This window comes from Tunturiibacter empetritectus, assembly GCF_013410875.1.
Taxonomy (GTDB): domain Bacteria; phylum Acidobacteriota; class Terriglobia; order Terriglobales; family Acidobacteriaceae; genus Edaphobacter; species Edaphobacter empetritectus.
In genome coordinates, this window is the sequence record NZ_JACCCU010000001.1 from 578,507 (window position 1) to 596,829 (window position 18,323).

The 18,323-nt window shown below is 56.6% G+C and carries 14 protein-coding genes and 1 riboswitch; of the genes, 9 read left to right on the top strand and 5 right to left on the bottom strand.

All coding sequences use genetic code 11. The features are described 5' to 3' along the window. Positions 1–25 precede the first annotated feature (25 nt). The 4 genes from HDF08_RS02375 to HDF08_RS02390 all read left to right on the top strand — a co-directional run bounded on the left by HDF08_RS02375 (position 26) and on the right by HDF08_RS02390 (position 7,830). Entirely contained in the window at positions 26–730 is a 705-nt protein-coding gene (locus HDF08_RS02375; protein ID WP_179636897.1) for a CoA transferase subunit A, read from the top strand. Continuing rightward, complete coding sequence (locus HDF08_RS02380) at positions 727–1,392, top strand: 3-oxoacid CoA-transferase subunit B (RefSeq protein ID WP_179636899.1); 666 nt, start codon at positions 727–729, stop codon at positions 1,390–1,392. Before HDF08_RS02375 ends, HDF08_RS02380 begins: the two co-directional genes overlap by 4 nt. A gap of 72 nt (positions 1,393–1,464) precedes the next feature. Continuing rightward, positions 1,465–1,657: riboswitch (cobalamin riboswitch) on the top strand. 279 nt (positions 1,658–1,936) lie between these two features. Beyond that, on the top strand, positions 1,937–6,121 hold the full coding sequence (locus HDF08_RS02385; protein WP_257030844.1) for a cobaltochelatase subunit CobN: 4,185 nt from the start codon (positions 1,937–1,939) through the stop codon (positions 6,119–6,121). Further along, positions 6,118–7,830, top strand: coding sequence for an AAA family ATPase (locus tag HDF08_RS02390; protein WP_179636901.1), 1,713 nt, complete (start codon positions 6,118–6,120; stop codon positions 7,828–7,830). The genes HDF08_RS02385 and HDF08_RS02390 overlap by 4 nt, the downstream gene beginning before the upstream one ends. Positions 7,831–7,912: 82 nt before the next feature. Here HDF08_RS02390 and HDF08_RS02395 read toward each other — a convergent pair whose 3' ends face one another. Together HDF08_RS02395 and HDF08_RS02400 are read right to left on the bottom strand one after the other, a co-directional pair. After that, entirely contained in the window at positions 7,913–9,097 is a 1,185-nt protein-coding gene (locus HDF08_RS02395; RefSeq protein ID WP_179636903.1) for a diflavin oxidoreductase, read from the bottom strand. A gap of 329 nt (positions 9,098–9,426) precedes the next feature. Further along, positions 9,427–9,921 (bottom strand): Lcl domain-containing protein, encoded by a 495-nt coding sequence (locus HDF08_RS02400; protein ID WP_179636905.1) that lies wholly within the window; start codon positions 9,919–9,921, stop codon positions 9,427–9,429. Between the two features lie 317 nt (positions 9,922–10,238). On the opposite strand from HDF08_RS02400, the gene HDF08_RS02405 reads away from it, so the two are divergent. Next, positions 10,239–11,408 (top strand): ankyrin repeat domain-containing protein, encoded by a 1,170-nt coding sequence (locus HDF08_RS02405; RefSeq protein ID WP_179636907.1) that lies wholly within the window; start codon positions 10,239–10,241, stop codon positions 11,406–11,408. A gap of 136 nt (positions 11,409–11,544) precedes the next feature. On the opposite strand, the gene HDF08_RS02410 is transcribed toward HDF08_RS02405, so the two are convergent. Beyond that, a complete protein-coding gene (locus HDF08_RS02410) occupies positions 11,545–12,522 on the bottom strand; it encodes a hypothetical protein (RefSeq protein WP_257030845.1) in 978 nt (325 codons plus the stop codon). 510 nt (positions 12,523–13,032) lie between these two features. On the opposite strand from HDF08_RS02410, the gene HDF08_RS02415 reads away from it, so the two are divergent. Beyond that, positions 13,033–14,667 carry a FecR family protein gene (locus HDF08_RS02415; RefSeq protein ID WP_179636908.1) on the top strand — a complete coding sequence of 545 codons (1,635 nt, stop codon included), beginning with the start codon at positions 13,033–13,035 and terminating at the stop codon, positions 14,665–14,667. 59 nt (positions 14,668–14,726) lie between these two features. Here the strand turns inward: HDF08_RS02415 and HDF08_RS02420 are convergent, their stop codons facing one another. Next, complete coding sequence (locus HDF08_RS02420) at positions 14,727–15,392, bottom strand: TetR/AcrR family transcriptional regulator (protein WP_179636910.1); 666 nt, start codon at positions 15,390–15,392, stop codon at positions 14,727–14,729. 126 nt (positions 15,393–15,518) lie between these two features. Between HDF08_RS02420 and HDF08_RS02425 the strand changes: the two genes are divergently transcribed. After that, positions 15,519–16,145, top strand: a complete 627-nt coding sequence (locus HDF08_RS02425; RefSeq protein WP_179636912.1) for an FMN-dependent NADH-azoreductase — start codon at positions 15,519–15,521, stop codon at positions 16,143–16,145. A 63-nt stretch (positions 16,146–16,208) separates the two neighbouring features. Further along, positions 16,209–16,598, top strand: coding sequence for a hypothetical protein (locus HDF08_RS02430; RefSeq protein WP_179636914.1), 390 nt, complete (start codon positions 16,209–16,211; stop codon positions 16,596–16,598). A gap of 146 nt (positions 16,599–16,744) precedes the next feature. Here HDF08_RS02430 and HDF08_RS02435 read toward each other — a convergent pair whose 3' ends face one another. Then, on the bottom strand, positions 16,745–17,185 hold the full coding sequence (locus HDF08_RS02435) for a DUF6526 family protein (protein ID WP_179636916.1): 441 nt from the start codon (positions 17,183–17,185) through the stop codon (positions 16,745–16,747). A 186-nt stretch (positions 17,186–17,371) separates the two neighbouring features. On the opposite strand from HDF08_RS02435, the gene HDF08_RS02440 reads away from it, so the two are divergent. Continuing rightward, complete coding sequence (locus tag HDF08_RS02440) at positions 17,372–18,256, top strand: deoxyribonuclease IV (RefSeq protein WP_179636918.1); 885 nt, start codon at positions 17,372–17,374, stop codon at positions 18,254–18,256. Positions 18,257–18,323: the final 67 nt, after the last annotated feature.

Here is an 18,323-nt window from a genome sequence, read left to right on the forward strand (position 1 = left end):
CCGCCGCACGCGAGGTTTTTATCCGATGAATAAAGTCGTTCCGACTGCAGACGATGCTGTGGCAGATGTTGCGCCAGGTTCAACGATCATGCTTGGCGGCTTTGGTCTTTGCGGGATCCCAGAGAATCTAATCGCCGCCTTGGTGAAGCTCAGGATTACCGGACTGCATACGATAAGCAACAACATGGGCGTTGACGGCTTTGGCATGGGGTTGATGCTGGAGGCGGGCATGATTGCTTCGCACATCGGCAGCTACGTGGGTGAAAATCGTAGGTTGGAGACCCTGGTGTTGAAGGGAGAGCTGGATCTAACCTTGATTCCGCAAGGGACGCTCGCGGAACGGATTCGCGCAGGTGGCGCAGGTATCCCGGCGTTCTATGTGCCGACAGGGTTAGGTACGGTTGTGGCTGAGGGCAAAGAGACGCGCAAGATTGGCGACAGAACTTATGTGCTGGAGCAGGCGCTTCATGCCGATGTTGCGCTGATCAAAGCCTGGAAGGGAGACCGATTGGGGAATCTGGTCTATCGCAAGACAGCGAGGAACTTCAATCCGGCGATGGCGACTGCCGCGAAGATGACGATTGCGGAGGTCGAGGTGCTCGTTGAGCCGGGTGAGCTTGATCCGGATCACATTGTCACTCCGGGGATTTATGTAAACCGGCTTGTGGTGGGCGCGGCCTATCGAAAGCCAATTGAGTCGAAGTTTATTCAATCCGGAGGTGGGTTGTGACAGGGAAAGAGCGGATCGCCCGGCGGATTGCACGAGAGTTTCATGATGGGTTTTATGTAAATCTCGGCATTGGACTGCCAACGATGATTGCAGGATATGTGCCTGCGGGCATCGATGTGATGTTTCAGTCGGAGAACGGAATGCTAGGGGTTGGTGGGCCTCCTAGCGACGAGGATGCTGACCCTGACCTGATCAACGCGGGGAAGCAGCCGGTGACGGAGCTGCCGGGGTGTTCGTTTTTTGCGAGTGAGGAGTCGTTTGCGATGATCCGCGGCGGCCACATGGATATGAGCATCCTTGGGGCGATGCAGGTGGACGAGCAGGGCAATCTCGCTAACTGGACGATTCCGGGAAAGATGGTGAAGGGCATGGGAGGCGCCATGGATCTGGTGGCGGGGGCGCGTCGAGTGATTGTTGCAATGGAACATCAGACGAAGGATGGAGCTTCGAGAATTTTGAAGGAGTGCACGCTACCACTGACTGGACAGAGTGTCGTGCATGATATTGTGACGGAGCTTTGCTGGATTCGGGTGACCGCTGAAGGGCTGGTGTTGACCGAAGTCGTAGAAGGCATGAATGTCGCTGAGGTTAAGGCGCGGACCGAGGCGAAGCTTTTAGTCTCTCCGGATCTACGCGTGATGACTGTCGATGCGTTGGTCTAGGCAACGTATCGGCTTGCGAGTTCGCGCTTTGACTCTGACGCTAGTGCGATATCTGTGCGGTTTCGTTGTGGTATAACGAGATCTATATCGGGTGCCCACCAGGGCATAACAGGGAAGTCCGGTGAAGAGCCGGCGCGGTTCCGCCACTGTAAGTGAGGAAAGCTGCTTTGAAGTACCACTCGGCCAATGGCTGGGGAAGGTAAAGCGGCGTGCAGAGTTCCTGCAACCTCCAAGCCAGGAGACCTACCCGAGAGTACCGGCAGACTTCTGCGGAGAACAGGAAGTTGCATGATCGTCATTTCCATACAGATTCGTATTTGGACTTACTACCTCGAACCTGCTGCCATGGCATCAGAAAGAGGGGTAAGTCTTGGCTGACATGCATCGCCAACGCGTAGTACGGGCGGATGGGCGGCCGGTCAATATAGTGCTGCGACGCGCACACCTCTCTTATTGTTTTTCAGGATGCTGCTGTGGAAGAACAGAGCGCGGCTATGCGCAGGTCCCGGTCGAAACCTATAAAGAGGAGTGGACTCGCCGGAAGATGCGCAATACGGTCCATCTGACGAAGGCTGGATGCCTCGGACCGTGTGTGCTGTCGAATGTTGCGAGCCTGGTCTTTGATGGGCGATCGGTGTGGTTTCATTCTGTCAACAGCCCCTGGCAGGTGAAGCAGATATTTGAGTACATCGCTGCGATGTTGGAAGCAGATCGCTTTTTGCAGCCGCCCGAAGAGTTGCTTGAGTACGTCTTTAATTTTTACGACTGGGATGTGCGACCTGCGGTTGCAGCCTCGGTTGCTGCCGAGAGCGTACAACCAGAGGTGCATGGCATTGCACTCCTGACGCATGCAGATACCGATCTGATGACGCTTCAGAACGCGCGCGCAGCACTTCCCCCAGATTTGGATGTTTTTCCTTATTCGCTAAACGGCTTGCGCAGCGAGGAACAGATGGTGGCGCTGCTAGAGGGAAGCTTAGTCCGCGTTCAGATTATTGTGTTGCGTTTGCATGGACCACTGAACTCTGTCGCAGGGTTCCCTCTTCTTCGCTCTAAGTGCATTATGCAGAACCGACACCTCGTGGTGGTGAGCGGTACCGGCGAGATGAATCCCGAGTTTCTCAGTGCCGGGAACGTCGATCCGGATGTAGTCGCGTCGGTGACGGCCTATCTTGAGCGCGGTGGCACATCGAATCTTGTGGAGTGCCTGAAGTTTTTGTCCGACCGTCTTCTGCTGACCGGGCACGGCTATGAGAAACCTACGACTCCCGCAGAGCACGGAATTTACACGCAAGATCTGGAGCATGCGGAGTATGAAGACTGGCAGCAACGCGCAGATCCCGCGAAGCCTACCGCGGCGATTCTGTTTTATCGCGCTCATCTTCTCAGTGGAAATACTGCATTCGTTAACACTCTCGCTGAAGCCCTGGAGTCTCACGGCTTGAATGCACTCTGTATCTTTACCTCGAGCATGAAGGCTTTGGAGGATGGTTTCCCAGCGGCGCTCAGGCTAGTGGAACGACGCGTCAATATTATTGTCACTACGTTATCTTTCGCATTGGGCGAGATAAACACCGGTGATGTAACGCTTGCCGGCAAGAATATTTCGATCCTGGAGCGGTTGGGCGTTCCCGTTATTCAGGCGATCCCGAGCGGGATGCCAAGGGGAAACTGGGAGATCTCGCGCCGCGGGTTAAATGCACTGGACACGGCGATCAATGTAGCACTGCCGGAGTTCGATGGCCGCATCATCTCTGTGCCGGTCTCGTTCAAGGAACGGGGAAATGCTCAGTCCGGGGATCTGTATGTGCCTCACCAAGAGCGCGCCGATCGAGTGGCCGGAATTGCTGTCCGACTTGCGAGACTTCAGACCTTGGCCAATCCTTACAAGCGCGTCGCGTTTGTGCTTACAAATTCATCGACGAAGGCTGCGCAGGTGGGAAATGCAGTTGGTCTCGATTCGCCGGCGAGCTTACTAAATCTGCTCCGTGCCATGAAGGGACGCCGGTATAGTGTCGGAGATTTGCCGGAGTCGGCCGATGATCTGATTCACGATCTTCTTTCGCGTGGAACGTATGACGACGCGCATCCCCTCGATGGGCAACGTGCTCATCGATATTCGCGCACGCTGTATCGGCGACGTTTCGAACGCTTTCCTGATGTCCCAGAGAAACGGATGAAAGATATGTGGGGGCAGCCCGCTGATCGCGGATACACGCTGCGGTCGACTTCGCCGAAGATTGACAAGAAGCTGATGAGCGAAGTTGCAACCAAGATTGCCGCGATGAACTTTGAACCATTTAGTGATAATGACGATTACTTGTTTGCAGCAATGCATCTCGAGAACGCACTGATTGCGATCCAGCCGCCGCGGGGGTACGGCCTGAATCCTGATGCCATCTATCACACCCCTGATCTTCCGCCGACTCATCATTACACGGCGTTCTACCAATGGCTGGGGACTTCCGTGGAGCATGGTGGATGGGGTGCCGATGCAATCGTGCATGTTGGAAAGCATGGAACGCTCGAATGGCTGCCAGGAAAATCTGTTGGTCTGTCAGAAGAGTGCTTTCCCGATCTACTTCTCGAAGACATGCCGCTGATCTATCCGTTCATCATTAATGATCCGGGAGAGGGAAGTCAGTCGAAGCGAAGAGGCCATGCGGTCATTGTGGATCATCTGACGCCACCCATGACGAGTGCAGAGACCTACGGACCGCTCGCAGCACTGAATCAATTGGTGAATGAGTACTATGCGGTGGAAAAGCTTGATCCGTCGAAGCTGCCTTTCATTCAGCAACAGATTTGGGAGTTGATTCAGGATGCGAATCTGAAAGCGGATCTCGATCTAAAGAATCTACTATCGCGTGACCATGGCGATCACAAACATGATTGGGATGACGAACTCACGCCAGAAGGAGTTCCGGTCACGCTGGCGGAGATGAGCGGAAGTGAGGTTGCCCATCTGATCGAGGACATCGATGGGTATCTGTGCGAACTCGGCATGGCGCAGATACGCGATGGTCTGCACATTCTTGGCAACATGCCACCGCTTCCGGAGATGCTTCGATCGATGACTCGACTGGAGAACGTCGGATCGCCCAGCCTACTCGATGCGATCGCCCGCAATCTAAATTTCGATTATCGGGAACTTCTTGACGCTCCCGGGAAGAAGCTAGATGTTGCCATCACTCTGTCTGACAGTGTTTGTTACGCAAACGCTGACGTTCTTGATGTGCTGGATCGAATGGCTCTAAATCTTTATACGAAGCTTGAAGAGCTTGGCTTCCGTGTTGATCGTCTCGAAGAGTTGCAGCACGCCGTCGTCGGATGTGCTTCGGACGAAGTCTCGCGTGCGCTCACATTCGCCTGCCTGCAGATTGTTCCAAATCTTGAGCGAGCAGGTGAAGAGGTGGAGCATGTTCTTGATGCTTTGGAAGGCCGTTATATCCCTGCGGGCCCAGCTGGGGCACCGACACGTGGGATGGCACATATTCTTCCGACTGGCAGAAATTTCTATGCAGTCGACCCACGTGCCCTGCCTTCTGAAGCTGCGTGGCGCGTAGGTCAGCAACTCGCACGCGAGGCGATAGAGCGTTATCGTGTTGAAGAAAACCAGTACCCCGAGACAGTCGGGCTCAGTGCGTGGGGTACTTCGCAGATGCGTACGCACGGTGACGACGTAAGCGAGGTTCTGGCGTTGCTCGGTGTGGAGCCGGTGTGGAATAAACAATCCAGACGCCCGGAAGGAATCATCTTGATTCCATTGGAAAAACTCGGCAGGCCGCGCGTGGATGTCACGCTTCGCATCAGCGGGTTTTTTCGAGATGCGTTTCCTCATCTTATTGACATGATCGATGATGCGGTCGCGCTGGTCATTCAGCAGGATGAGCCGCTGGAGATGAACTTTCCTAAGAAACATTATCTGCGGGATCTTGAGAAAAATAGTGATCAGGGAGCCGAAGAGGCGGAGGCTTCTGCGCGATTTAGAATCTTCGGAGCGAAACCAGGTACTTATGGAGCTGGCATTCAAGCGCTGATGGAGACACATCACTGGAAGACTGACGGGGATATCGCACAGGTGTTTCTCGAATGGGGCGGTTACGCGTATGGCAAGTCGGCGAATGGCGTGGATGCGCGACACATCTTTGCCGAGCGATTGAAGAGTGTTCAGGTTGCGTTACATAACCAGGACAATAGAGAACATGACATCTTCGACTCTGATGATTATTTTCAGTTTCACGGCGGCATGGTGGCTACCATCCGAGCGCTTACAGGAGTACAACCCAAGGCCTATTTCGGCGATAGCTCCCGTCCGGACGCCGTACGTGTACGTGACCTGCGCGAAGAGGCTCTGCGTGTCTATCGTTCGCGTGTCATCAATCCGAAGTGGATCGAGAGCGTCAAGCGTCACGGTTACAAAGGTGGGCTGGAGCTAACCGCGACGGTCGACTATATCTTCGGTTTTGATGCGACGGCACATATAGCTCCAGATTTTGTCTACGAAGGACTGGCACAAGAGTATGCACTTAATCGTGAGACGCAGAGCTTTCTGAAACAGTCAAATCCGTGGGCGTTGAATGCGATCGCCGAACGTTTGCTCGAAGCCAAGGAACGTGGGCTTTGGGAGGACGCTAAACCTGAGACACTCGATGCGCTACGTGAGGTTCTGCTTGACAGCGAAACTTTGTTAGAAGCACGCGGTGAGACTAGCAGGATTACAGTATGACTCGCCCGGCTTATCCGTTCGCGGCGATTGTCGGCCAGGAGCAGATGAAGATGGCGCTGCTTCTCGCTGCTGTGGATTGGCGCCTGGGAGTGCTCCTACGTGGAGACAAAGGCGCGGGGAAGACCACGACGGCGCGAGCGCTCGCCGAGTTGCTCCCAAAGCCTGGCCGCTTCGTCAATCTTCCCATAGGCATAACGGAAGATCGCCTTTTAGGCGGGATGGACTTAGGGAGTACGTTGAAGGGTGAACCGGCGCTTCGGGCCGGCCTGGTCGCAGAGGCAAACGGTGGCGTTCTTTATGTCGATGAGGTCAACCTTTTGCCTGACCATCTTGCCGACGCGTTGTTGGATGCAGCTGCGACCGGCGTGAGCACAGTCGAGCGGGAAGGTTTTAGCGCAGTGCAGGAAGCACGATTCGTTTTGATGGGAAGCATGAATCCGGAAGAGGGATCGCTGCGGCCACAGTTGCTCGATCGGTTTGCCCTCGTTGCGGATATTACTGCCAGCGGATTGGCGACTGAAAGACGGGAGGTCGTTGAACGGCGCTTGATGTATGACGCCGACCCTTCACTTTTTGCGGCCCGGTGGATGGAGCAGCAGATATATCTTCAGCAGCGGATAGCAGCTGCGAGGGTAATGCTTCGATCTGTGCAATGTTCTACCCTTATGTTGGAGCACATCAGCACGATCGTTTGCGAACATGGAGTACTATCTCTGCGTGCGGATCTCGCCATAGCGCGTGCGAGCTGCGCACAGGCGGCGCTGCTGGGTTGTGAAGAGGTTGCAGAGGAACATATCGGGGCGGTTCTGCCACTCGCCTTGGCTCATCGGATAACGCGTTCCCCTCAGAAGCCACCTCTTCCACAGACTTCTCCTTCACCATTACCCCAAACACCGGCGCAGAGCAGGGAGAGCGAAGAGACCGATGAAATGACCGAGCAGCGCTTTTCTTCTTTGTCAGTCAGAACACCCGAATTGCATTGGACCGCGAATGGCGGTAGAAGCGGAGCGATGGGTGGGCGCAAAGGGACTGCACCGGGTCCCGTTGTCAGAAGCAGAAAGAGCGAGAGCCCCGCGGAGTTAGATTCTCGCTCTTCCGTGCTGGAAGCCGTTGCCCGAACTGGTCGACCGAGTCCGCGTCTTGAGGATTTATATGAGAAGGTGCGTGAGCCGTTAGTGGGAACGCGGTTTTTGGTTGTTGTGGATTCAAGCGGGTCGCATGCAGCGCGGGAACGGATGAGAGTGGTGAAGGGAGCGGTGGGGGGGCTCATGGAACGTTCCCTGCGGCGTCGTGACGAGGTGGCCGTGATCGTATTTCGGGGAGAAACTGCCGAGATTCTGGTTGCTCCTACAAGCGACGTTGCGACGGTGGTTGCTGCGTTGGAGTATTTGCCGACTGGCGGGCGTACTCCTCTTGCGCATGCGCTTGAACTGGCGAATGAACTGGTGACGTCCGAGACGCTGTTATTGCTTGTTACCGATGGAAGGGCCAATGTTCCTTATCGCAGCGATGACGCCTGGCGTGACGCGTTGCAGGCAGGGGCCAGGATTCAATGTCCCGGTCTGGTTATCGACACTGAGTCGGGTAATCATGCTTTTGGTAAGGCGAAAGAACTCGCCGACGCTATGCGGTCCGAGTGCATCAGCTTGTCGGAGTTTGAAGCAGGATATGATTTCGCCGTTCTGCTCAAGAACAGTGTTGGTTGGTAAATTTGTGAACTCTTATTTTTGCGATAGGGGGAGGACGGCTTGGTGCAAGCTTGTCACATCCCCCCTCTAAGGTCGGGCGGTTTTAGTAAACGTCGCGCTGATAGCGCTTTTGTTTTTTCATGGCGGCCAGGTACTCGGCGGCGTGGTCGAGGGTGCCGTTGGAGCCGCGGGCAATGACGTCTAGGAGGGCCGTTTCTACGTCCTTGGCCATGCGGGTGGCGTCTCCGCAGACGTAGAAGTAGGCTCCCCGTTCCAGCCACTCGTAGAGTTCCTTGGCTCGCTCCTGCATGCGGTCCTGGACGTAGACCTTGCGGGCCTGGTCGCGGGAGAAGGCGGTGTCGAGGCGGGTGAGGACGCCGTCCTTGTGCATGGCTTGGAACTGATCTTTGTAGAGAAAGTCCATGGCCTCGCGTTGTTCGCCGAAGAAGAGCCAGTTGTCGCCTCTCTGGCCGGTGGCCTGTCGCTCTTCGAGGAAGGCGCGGAAGGGAGCGATACCGGTGCCGGGGCCGATCATGATGACCGGTTTGGTGGTGTCTTCGGGGAGGCGGAAGCTGTTGTTGGAGTGGAGGAAGATGGGCATCGTCGTGCCTTCGCCAGCGCGGTCGCCGAGGTGTCCGGAGGCCACCCCCTGGCGGTCGCGGTCGTGGGCCTCGTAGCGGACTACGCGGACGGTGGTCTGTACGTTGTCCTTGTGCATGGCCTGGCTGGAGGCGATGGAGTACATGCGGGGGGTGAGGCGCTGGAGGATGTTGAAGAGCTGCTGGGGGTCGGTGACCACCTTGGGAAAGTCGGTGGCGAGGTCGACGAACTCGCGTCCCCAGCAGTACTCCTCGGCGCGGGCCTTGTTTTCGGGGCCGACGAGGCATTTGAGACGTTCGTTGGTGGGGGCGAGTTTGGCGTACTGGCCTACGGAGCCGCGGGAGAGTTTGCCGATGCCGAGGCGGGTGCGGAGGGCCTCTTCGAGGCTGATTTCGACCTTGTAGTGGTCGAGGACGCGTTCGCGGCCGGTGAAGTGGAGGGCTTCGAGGACCTCGGCTACGGCGATAGCGCGGTTTTCGGGGATGATTCCAACAGCGTCGCCGGGGGTGTAGGTCATGCCCTCTTCGATGGTGAGCTCGACGTGACGGGTCTCCTTCTCCGAGCCTTCGCCGGTGAGGAGGCGGTTGTAGGTCACGGTGGAGAGGAAGGGGTTGTTGCGGGTGTATTTGGATGCGTGTCCGCTTGTCGGCTGGTCTTTTTGGGCTTCTTGGGCTTCCACTTCGGTCATTTTTCTATGGTAAAACGCATCGGGGCAAAAATGCTTGTAAAGGCGTGTTCTTTTGCGGTGCTTTCGTGGTGTTTCGGTGGTGCGTTGTGGTGATTCGGTGGTGTGCTGTTTGTTGTTTCAGGTGTCACCTTTCGAATCTCGTTTTGACCCCTCCCCCCCCCGGGGGGTTTTTTGCAGGGATGTCTTTTATTTTGAGTGGTTTGCGGTGGATTGGTGTCTGCAAGCTATTGATTGCAGGAGGCTTATTCGCAAAATATCTGTTTTGTGAAACTTGCAAGCTAGTGAAGTTACTTAGCTAATCCCAGTTAGGCGAACCCTCAGTAAGACAATTAGTGGTTTGCAGCTTTCTTTGCTGAAATCCGCACACACAACGCACGCGTTCCTGACGAGTAATCGAGTTGGTCGTCGTTCGACTTTCCTTCATTGAAATCAAAGTAGTAACCGTACCCGGACGGCTTTCCCCGGTCGTCGAGTATGCGACCGCTGCTCCATTCATTTCCTGTCAAAAATAGATTTCCCTTTACATGCCAAGTAACGTTCCGAGGATTGCCGCCCTTGCCGTCGCCCGCCCTCCCTGGAGCTTCTGCGCTTCTATCGAAGATTGGCTGCAACTCAAACATCGTCGCCAGTCTCCAGTCTGAGTACTCAGCCAGCCGTAGGTCGTTGCAGTACTTCATTGCCTTGTGGTAGCTCACGTCTTTTCCGGCCCACATTAGTTCTGTGGATGGATCGACCCAATATCGATGCGCCTGAGCTTCCTGCGTCTGTTGTCCCGTCATGACGATTGAGGAATTGAGTATAAGAAACGTAAGTAAGGTTTTCATGCCTGCCAGCCATCCTCGGTTTTGTTTATGCGATGACTTGGTGATATCTCTGTTTCCATTATAGAAGCGGGAGGATAACTAATGTGCAAGGCGGAGGTTGTTGTTCATCAACGACTTAGGCGGTTTAGGGGCTTGACAGTTTTTGGGGGTCGGTCGAGGTAGAGGGTGTTCCGGGCCTTGTGGTACGCTTGCCGGTAGCGCAGAGGGCGCATCCGGTCCGCGGAGAGGACAGAAGTCCACCTTGCTTTACAAATAGCGCCACGAACTTACTTTCTGCCCGCAATGTGCGGACCTGGGCATACGAGAGGAAGTTCGCCATGCCAGTTCGACAGCTCCCAGCCAAGCCCAACCTCGACCATCTCCGATACCAAGCCAAGGATCTGCTCCGTGGTCATGCTGAGCACGATCCGCTCGTCGCGCAGCAGATTCGCGAGTTTCATCCGCGGTTTCTCCGTGCGAAAGATGCTGAGATTTTTCACGCCCCGTTCAAGCTCAGCGATGCGCAGGTGACGATCGCTCGTGAGCATGGTTTCCAGAGTTGGGTTCGGTTGAAGTCGCATATTGAGAGACCAACGCTTTCCGGCAAAATCAGTTTGCCGCATCACGAACGAATTGAGGATGCGGCGTTTCGTCTTGCGGTGAAGCTTCTCGACGCCGGCGATGTGGCAGGCTTGCGTTTGCATCTCAAGCAGCATCCCAGGCTGGTTCATCAGCGTGTTGTCTTTGAGGGGGGAAACTACTTTCGGAACCCCGCACTGCTGGAGTTTGTGGCGGAGAATCCGGTTCGCCACGGCAGTCTGCCGGCCAACATTGTGGAGATGTCCAAGGTGATTCTTGATGCAGGTGCGGAGCGTTCGGCGATGGAAGAGACTCTCATGCTTGTCTCCACCGGCAGTGTCGCCCGGGAGTGTCGCGTCAAGCTTGATTTGATCGATCTGCTTTGCGATCGCGGTGCGAATCCTGAGAGTGCTCTGCGGGCGTCTGCCTTGCATGGAGAGGTTGACGCGGTGAATGCATTGATAGCGCGCGGCGCACAGATCGATCTGCCGGTCGCGGCCGCGCTGGGCAGGGTCGACGACTTTCTCCGTCTGCTTGCAGCGTCCGACGGTGAGGATCGTCATCTTGCCCTGGCCCTGGCGTCGCAGTACGGTCAGGTCGAGATCGTTAAGCTGCTGCTGGATGCGGGGGAGGATCCGAACCGTTACAACCCGGTTGGAGGGCACTCTCATACGACGCCGTTGCACCAGGCTGCTGGCGCGGGGAATGAACGGCTGGTGAAGCTTCTCGTCGAACGAGGTGCAAGGGTGGATAGGAAGGATGTGCTGTGGCGAGGGACACCGGCGGATTGGGCCAGGTACGGCGGCAAGACAGAGGTTGAGAGGTATCTTCGTTCGCTGCCGGATGGCTCGGCAACGGCAGAAGGTGCAAGTAAAGCAAGGACGAAACACGGGGATTCTTCCCCTTCGGCAAGCTCAGGGTCAGAATGACGGCTCTTTTTGTATGGAGCCTTCCCAGGTGTGACGGTTTCTTGAGAGTTCGGTGATGAAGATCGGATTCGTGTACAGGGTGTCTTCCGGGATGGTGTGTTCGGTGCGGGAGTTGTGGCGGCTGGAGCACAGAGTTCTATTGGCTGGATAACGTGTCTTTTTTAAGGCGCTTTCCGAAGACCAGCCCGACTGTCGTACCGATGGTTGACGAGTGATCACTGACGCCGAAGCGCAAGCCCCCATTAATGCCAAAGGCATCGCCAAACTGGTGATAGAAGCCGCCAAAAATATAGGTGCCTGGCGGGGTGTTGGATTGCGACGTGTTCTGACCAAAGACCTCGGCATAGAGACGCGTGTCCTTCTGAATGTGATAACTGAGAGCGAATGACTGTTGTCCGCCATAACGACACCCTGTAGTCGTTTGGCAATCAGACTGGACTATCGAGCCGTTTACGATGACGTCCACATCCCCGTTCTTTCCATAGTGGTGATTGAGGAGCAGAATCGCTTGTTGACCGTAGCCTTGAAGCGGGCTTGCCGAGGCAGTGGGAAGCTCTGCCTCATACTGCAATGCGAGTCCCGGCGCAATCCTATGGTATTGTTCCTTTTTCGCCTCGACCTTCCCGCCGAACTGAATCGTTCCGACTCCATTGGTGATGCTTCCGTCCTGTTGTTGATGATTAAACGGAGACCAGTCGAAATCCAGCCTGAGTCTAGGCAGTAGAGAATAAGTGAACAACGTATCTAACGTCTGCTGATTGCCTGGTGGGTTCTGGGGATAGGCATCGTAGCCTACCTCAACCTGCGCGACACCTTGGCTTTGGATGGCTGCACTGTTGGCGATCGTTGGTCTTGTGGGATTTATATTTAGATCTTGTGCCGACATGCTGATCGTCATCAGCGAGAGCATGCCAAAGAGCCAACTGATTTGTTTCATAGGCGGCAATGTCGAGCGTTGGAGTTTCCGATTTTGATCTTTGGCCGATTGAAGTGAGCTCCAAGCTACTACCGGCGCCTTAGCAAAAAGACTATCAGCAGAAGGATCACGATCAACCCTAGACTGCCCGGCCAAACGAACCAGCCGCCACCACTCGAGTATCCGGCCACTAAGCATCCAGACAATCCCAGGGTCGCGAAACATGCGGCTAGCAGGGTTGGTAGTTTCGGGGACAGGCGGAAGGTTGAGAACTTTTCTTTACGATTTCGCATGTTCGTTCCTCAATATGGGACGGGATTGACAACTTTATCGATTGTCGAAACGAACGATAATGCAAGTAGGATGCGAACTTTAGTTATTCGAGGCCATCAGTCCTCATAAATAGGCGTATAGGAAGTACGCTGATACGGCACAAATATTCATGGAGGTACGTTGCGACCGCGGTCACTGTTCGTTAGGACAGTTTTCGACATAGGTTTAGTTCGTCCGCAAACGCCATATTCCCGATGATTTAGCCATGCGACGGGTTGGTTGGCGTGGACGCGTATTGTTGCGCGGATTTGATTTCAGGCGTCGAGGTGAAAAAGGCCTAGACTATTTGAGTTTTGGTGAAGCTATTGCAGTAGTCGCGGACGTATACTGCCCGCACCTGAAGTTGCAACTGTTTTTATTGTTTGGAGGCCGCTGATGAAGATCGGATTCGTGTACCGAGTGTTTCTCGCGATGGCGTTTTCGGTGGCGGGAGTTGTGGCGGCTGGAGCACAGAGTGGAGCGGCCGGGGAGCAAAGTAACCCTTTAGATGTGGATTCTGCAGCGACTGCTCCCGTGACGACCGCACACAGGACGACGGCTGATGTGTCAACGGCTCGTGTCCCGGTAGCTGGTACACCTACGTCTGATGTGGCAGCGGCGAGCGTGCCCGTAGACAATGGGGCGCGGCCGGGCGATTCGCACGTAAGGATTGTGCGGCTGAGTGATGTGAAGGGAACACTCTCACTCGATCGTAAGACGGGCAACGGCTTTGAAGAGACGATGCCGAATATGCCGATTGTTCAAGGCCAGAGACTTCGGACCGCCGATGGATATGCTGAGGTGGAGTTTGAGGACAACAGTACGCTGCGGGTGGCGCCGAACTCGCTGGTGGAGTTTCCGCTGCTGGCGCTGCGCAGCTCGGGAGCCAAGGCCTCGACGATACAGGTGGTGCGGGGGATGGTGTATGTGAACCTGCAAAGCACGAAGGGGAACGAGTTCGTGCTGCGGGCGGGAGATCAGACGATGACGGTTTCGCCGTCGACGCATGCGCGAATGACGGTGGCGGACGGGAAGACAGTTGTCTCGGTCTTCAACGGAAGCGTGGAGGTGAAGCACGGCTCAGAGACGACGCTGGTGACGAAGAAGGAGTCACTGACGCTGGGTGGAGAGCAGGTGGCTGTTGTGAAGAAGATCGAGGAAGCGCCATCTGATGCGTGGGATAAGGAGGCGAACGACTATCATGCGCGCTACTCGCAGGCGAATGCGTTGGTGGCCGGGGGCTCTACCTATGGCTTGAGTGACCTGAACTACTACGGGAACTTTATCAATGGCGGAGCGTTTGGATCTTTCTGGCAGCCGTATCTAATTGGCGCAGGATGGAATCCTTACTTGAATGGCGTGTGGGCGCTATACCCGGGCGCGGGCTACTCGTGGGTGTCTCCGTATCCGTGGGGATGGCTGCCGTATCACTCGGGCAACTGGTCGTTCTTCCCGGGATATGGGTGGGGATGGCAGCCGGGTGGCGCGTTTAATGGATTGAACAATGCTGCGAGTGGCGGCGTTGCGAGTGGCGGTGGCGTGGCAGGGGGGCTGGTTGGGACAGCGGTGCATTCGCCCTTGCGTGCGGCCTCGCCGCAGGCGCCGACCGCGGGTGCGGGTTCGCTGGTGCTTGCGAACAATACGCCAATGGTCTTCTCCAAGGAAGATAAGCCGGGGAACTTTGTGTTCCAGAAGAACTCGGCGGGGTTGGGCGTGCCGAGGGGATCGCTAGGAAGCCTGAACAAGATTTCGAGCCATGTGGAGCAGCACGGATCGGCAAGTATGCAGGTCTATGCTGCCGTGCCATCTGCGGGGGGCATGGCATCGAGTCATGGTGGGAACAGCGGGCCGGTTACATTGCGGGCGGGAGCGCCGATGCAGAGTGCGAATACATCGAATGCACCAGCATCGCGAGGGGAATCGTATGGGGGATCTTCGGCGTCATCGGTCGCTTCTCATAGCTTGGGTGCTCCTTCGGGGAGCGGCGGGTCCTCCGGAAGCGGCGGCCGCGGTGGATCTGGTCCGAAGTAGAAGGTTACTGGCCGCGAAGTTATTGCGTGCGGGAATGTGCGCCCCTGCGATCAGATGGGTCAGGCTGAGACGGTGGGCGGTTCGACCGGGGTCATGACGGGGTGGACGAGGGTGACGATGGTGTCTGCGATCTCGCTGGAGGGGGGGCGGTTGGGGGTTTGGGCCCACTCTTTGGCGGCGCCGTAGATGGCCCATGCGGTGGTGGTGGCGATCATCTGGGGGGAGGTGGGTGCGGCGGAGGCGTGCTTTTCGAGGCCTTCGAGGAGCATGCGGCGTACGACGGCGATGATGGCGGACTCCATGTGGGGCTCCATCTGGCCAGCTTTGGTCGAACAAGGGTGCTCTGAAAAGGCGATGAAGTCGCAGACTCCGAGGACGATGGCGCGCAGGGCGGAGGTGCAGGTGCCGTTGAAGGTGACTCCGCGTTCGGAGAGTAGTTCGTTGAAGCGGGTGCCGACGGTGCATTCGAGCAGGGCGAACTTGTCGGGGTAGTGGTCGTAGAAGGTGGCACGGTTGATGGTGGCGGCTTCGGCGATGTCCTGCACGGAGAGGCTGTCAAACTGCTTTTCTTTCATGAGGTTGACGAGGGCCTGCTGGAGGAGTTTGCGGGTGCGAAGGATGCGCGGGTCCGTGGTTCGTTCGAGGGTCCGCTCGGGCAGGAACTCAGGGACGGGGTCTGGAACCTGCTGTGAGATCTTGTCGAGTTTTACGGGGACGCTGGACATTTTCTCTGACCGACATCTTTATTTTACTCGAATTTGACGGCGTTAGTTGCTTAAACGACATTTGTCGTGTTTTTATGAATCGACACAAGTTGTTTAAACGTCAGATGTCGTATAGGAGATTTCGCCATGCCCACTTTACTTGTTGTGAATTCCAGCCCCTTTCATGAGACTTCGGTCTCCCGCAACCTGTCCGAGGAGTTCGTTCAGAACTGGAAGCAGGCGAACCCGAACGGACGAGTGATTACCCGCGACCTGACTTCAAGCGATTTGAAGACGATCGATGCTGCCTGGGTTGGGGCTGTGTATACGCCAAAGGATAGTCGGACGGCGGAGCAGAAGCAGGTGCTTGAGGTGTCGGACACGCTGCTTGGTGAACTGCGGGCGGCGGATGAGTATGTCTTTGGGGTGCCGATGCACAACTTCGCGATTCCTTCGGTGCTGAAGCTGTGGATCGACCAGATTGCTCGTGTGGGCGAGACGTTTTCGTATGCGGACGGAACGCCTAAGGGTCTGCTGCAGGGGAAGAAGGCTATGTTCCTGGTTGCCTCGGGTGGGGCTTATGACGCGGGGACGGTGATGGCTTCGTTCAACCATGTTGAGCCTTATCTGCGTTCGGTGTTTGGCTTCCTGGGCGTGACGGATACGAAGTTCGTGTCGGCCGGTGGCGCTGCTGCGCTGATGCATGGGCAGGATCGGGCGACGTTCCTGAAGCCGCATGTTGAGGCGATTCGTTCGCAGTTTGTGGCGGCTTAATCGTTGCGGCGACTGCTTAATAGCTAGGTGTGCTTAGCTGATTTTGAAAGAGGAGGTATTGGTATGAAGATCGCATCGCTGGTTGCCAGGTATCTGCTGGGCTTTATCTTTCTTGTCTTTGGATTGAACGGCTTTCTGCACTTCATCCCGATGCCTCCTCCTTCGGGAGTCGCTGGGGATTTTATGGTTGCGCTGTTTGAGTCGCACTATCTGGTAATCATCTTTCTCCTTCAGCTGATTCCTGCGGTGCTGCTGCTGGCGAATCGGTTTGTGCCGCTGGCTCTGACGCTGCTGGCGCCGGTGATTGTGAATATCATTTGCTTCCATGCGCTGATGGCTCCGGCAGGGTTGCCGATGGCTTTGTTTGTCACCGTGCTTTGGGGGTTGGTGGCTTATGGGGTGCGGTCGGCGTTTGCGGGGTTGCTGCAGGTGCGGGTTGCGGACGCGGTTTGAAGAGCGAATGAAGAGAGATGAGATCGGAAGCGCTCTTCTGTGCTCCGGACGGTGATACTGTCCGGAGCTTCGTTCGTCAGGCGACGATTGCGAGCATAGGAGGCGAGGCGCGCGAATCTGGCAGATCTGCGAAAGCAGTTCAGGATCTAGATGCGGTGGTGGTCGGGTCGCCAGTTAACGATGGCTTGCTTGATGGCCTTGGGATCCATGTTTTTGGTGAGGGCGCGGTGGGCGAGGTCGGGGAGCTCGGCGTCGGAGGCGAAGCGGAGGGCGATGAGCTGGGGGACGGTGAGCTCGTCGATGTGAGCGCGGTCTGCGGGGGGGAGGAGTGCCTGGAGGCGGAGACGCTCTTCGAGGCGGATGATGCGGTCCTGGGCTTTGAGGGAGGAGCCACGGGCTGCGCCGGCTATCAGGAAGAAGACGATGGACATGACGATCCACCAGAGATTGGTGTGCTGGTAAGCGGGCCATCGGTGAATGGTGATGTAGATGGAGAAGACGAGGTTGAGCAGGAGCAGGGGAAGGATGATGAAGTGAAAGAGTGGGTAGAACCGGGCGTGGTTCTTGAAGTTCTGCGGGGCGGCCATGGTGAGTCCTCTTTGCGCGAAATGATGGCGGGGCCAGCATAGCACTCCTCGGTGTGAGGCGAGAGTGGTTGCGTGGGATGGATGGGTGATGTCCTGCCGGACGGGCTCGCTACGCGCGACGCGGTCACTTCGTGACTTGTATACCTTATGACGCGGGATGGAGTTCGTTTGCGGTAGCCTTGAGGAATGAAGAGTTCAACGATCGCAATGACGGGGAAGAAGCGGATTGGTGTGCATGTGGGGACGGCGGGTGGGACGTGGACTGCCGTCGAGCGGGCCGTGGCAGCGGGGGCGAATACCTTTCAGATCTTCTCTTCGAGCCCGCGACAGTGGCGGGCGGCGGCGGTAAAGCCTGAGGACGCGGCGAAGATGAGAGAGCTGCGGGCGAAGCATGATGTGGGGCCGGTGGCAATTCATGCGAGCTATCTGATCAATCTTTGCAGCCAGACGGAGAGCGTTCGGGTAAATGGCGTGGCGGCGTTTCGCGGAGAGGTGGAGCGGGCGCTGGCACTGGGGGCGGAGTATCTGGTGCTGCATCCGGGGAGCTGGAAGGGGCTTACGCGCGAGGAGGGATTGCGGCTGGCGGCGGAGTCGATTGAGAAGGCGATTGATGGGGTGGCGTGGGAGGGGAAGGACTTCAGGATTTTGATTGAGAACACGGCTGGGGCGGAGTTTTCTCTTGGCGGAAAGCTGGAGCAGGTGGCGGAGCTGGTGGAGCGGCTGAAGGCTTGTGCGCCGGTGGGAGTGTGTCTGGATACGTGCCATGTGCACGTGGCGGGGTATGACCTGGTGTCGCCCGATGGGTATGTGGAGACGATGCTGCTGGTGAAGGATACGGTGGGGTTCGATGCGGTGAAGGTGTGGCACTGCAATGATGCGAAGGCGGCGATGGGCTCGAAGCTGGACCGGCATGAGCATATCGGGGAGGGGACGATTGGGGCGGAGGTGTTTCGGCGGCTGCTGCATGATGAGCGGTTTGAGCATGCGGCGTTTATTGCGGAGACGCCGGTGGACGCTCCGGGGGATGAGGCGCGAAATGTTGGGGTGCTGCGGACACTGGCGGCGGGATGAGGCTTATTTGGTAGGGAATCTAGTTGCTTCGCAGAAGGGGGCTTGCTAGGCTAGGTGCGCTTCAGCA

Excerpts from the sequence above, each read along its gene's own strand:
- HDF08_RS02375 (WP_179636897.1), top strand. The coding sequence starts at position 26 with ATGAATAAAGTCGTTCCGACTGCAGACGATGCTGTGGCAGATGTTGCG.
- HDF08_RS02385 (WP_257030844.1), top strand. The coding sequence starts at position 1,937 with ATGCGCAATACGGTCCATCTGACGAAGGCTGGATGCCTCGGACCGTGT.
- HDF08_RS02390 (WP_179636901.1), top strand. The coding sequence starts at position 6,118 with ATGACTCGCCCGGCTTATCCGTTCGCGGCGATTGTCGGCCAGGAGCAG.
- HDF08_RS02395 (WP_179636903.1), bottom strand. The coding sequence starts at position 9,097 with ATGACCGAAGTGGAAGCCCAAGAAGCCCAAAAAGACCAGCCGACAAGC.
- HDF08_RS02400 (WP_179636905.1), bottom strand. The coding sequence starts at position 9,921 with ATGAAAACCTTACTTACGTTTCTTATACTCAATTCCTCAATCGTCATG.
- HDF08_RS02405 (WP_179636907.1), top strand. The coding sequence starts at position 10,239 with ATGCCAGTTCGACAGCTCCCAGCCAAGCCCAACCTCGACCATCTCCGA.
- HDF08_RS02410 (WP_257030845.1), bottom strand. The coding sequence starts at position 12,522 with ATGCTTAGTGGCCGGATACTCGAGTGGTGGCGGCTGGTTCGTTTGGCC.
- HDF08_RS02415 (WP_179636908.1), top strand. The coding sequence starts at position 13,033 with ATGAAGATCGGATTCGTGTACCGAGTGTTTCTCGCGATGGCGTTTTCG.
- HDF08_RS02420 (WP_179636910.1), bottom strand. The coding sequence starts at position 15,392 with ATGTCCAGCGTCCCCGTAAAACTCGACAAGATCTCACAGCAGGTTCCA.
- HDF08_RS02425 (WP_179636912.1), top strand. The coding sequence starts at position 15,519 with ATGCCCACTTTACTTGTTGTGAATTCCAGCCCCTTTCATGAGACTTCG.
- HDF08_RS02430 (WP_179636914.1), top strand. The coding sequence starts at position 16,209 with ATGAAGATCGCATCGCTGGTTGCCAGGTATCTGCTGGGCTTTATCTTT.
- HDF08_RS02435 (WP_179636916.1), bottom strand. The coding sequence starts at position 17,185 with ATGGCCGCCCCGCAGAACTTCAAGAACCACGCCCGGTTCTACCCACTC.
- HDF08_RS02440 (WP_179636918.1), top strand. The coding sequence starts at position 17,372 with ATGAAGAGTTCAACGATCGCAATGACGGGGAAGAAGCGGATTGGTGTG.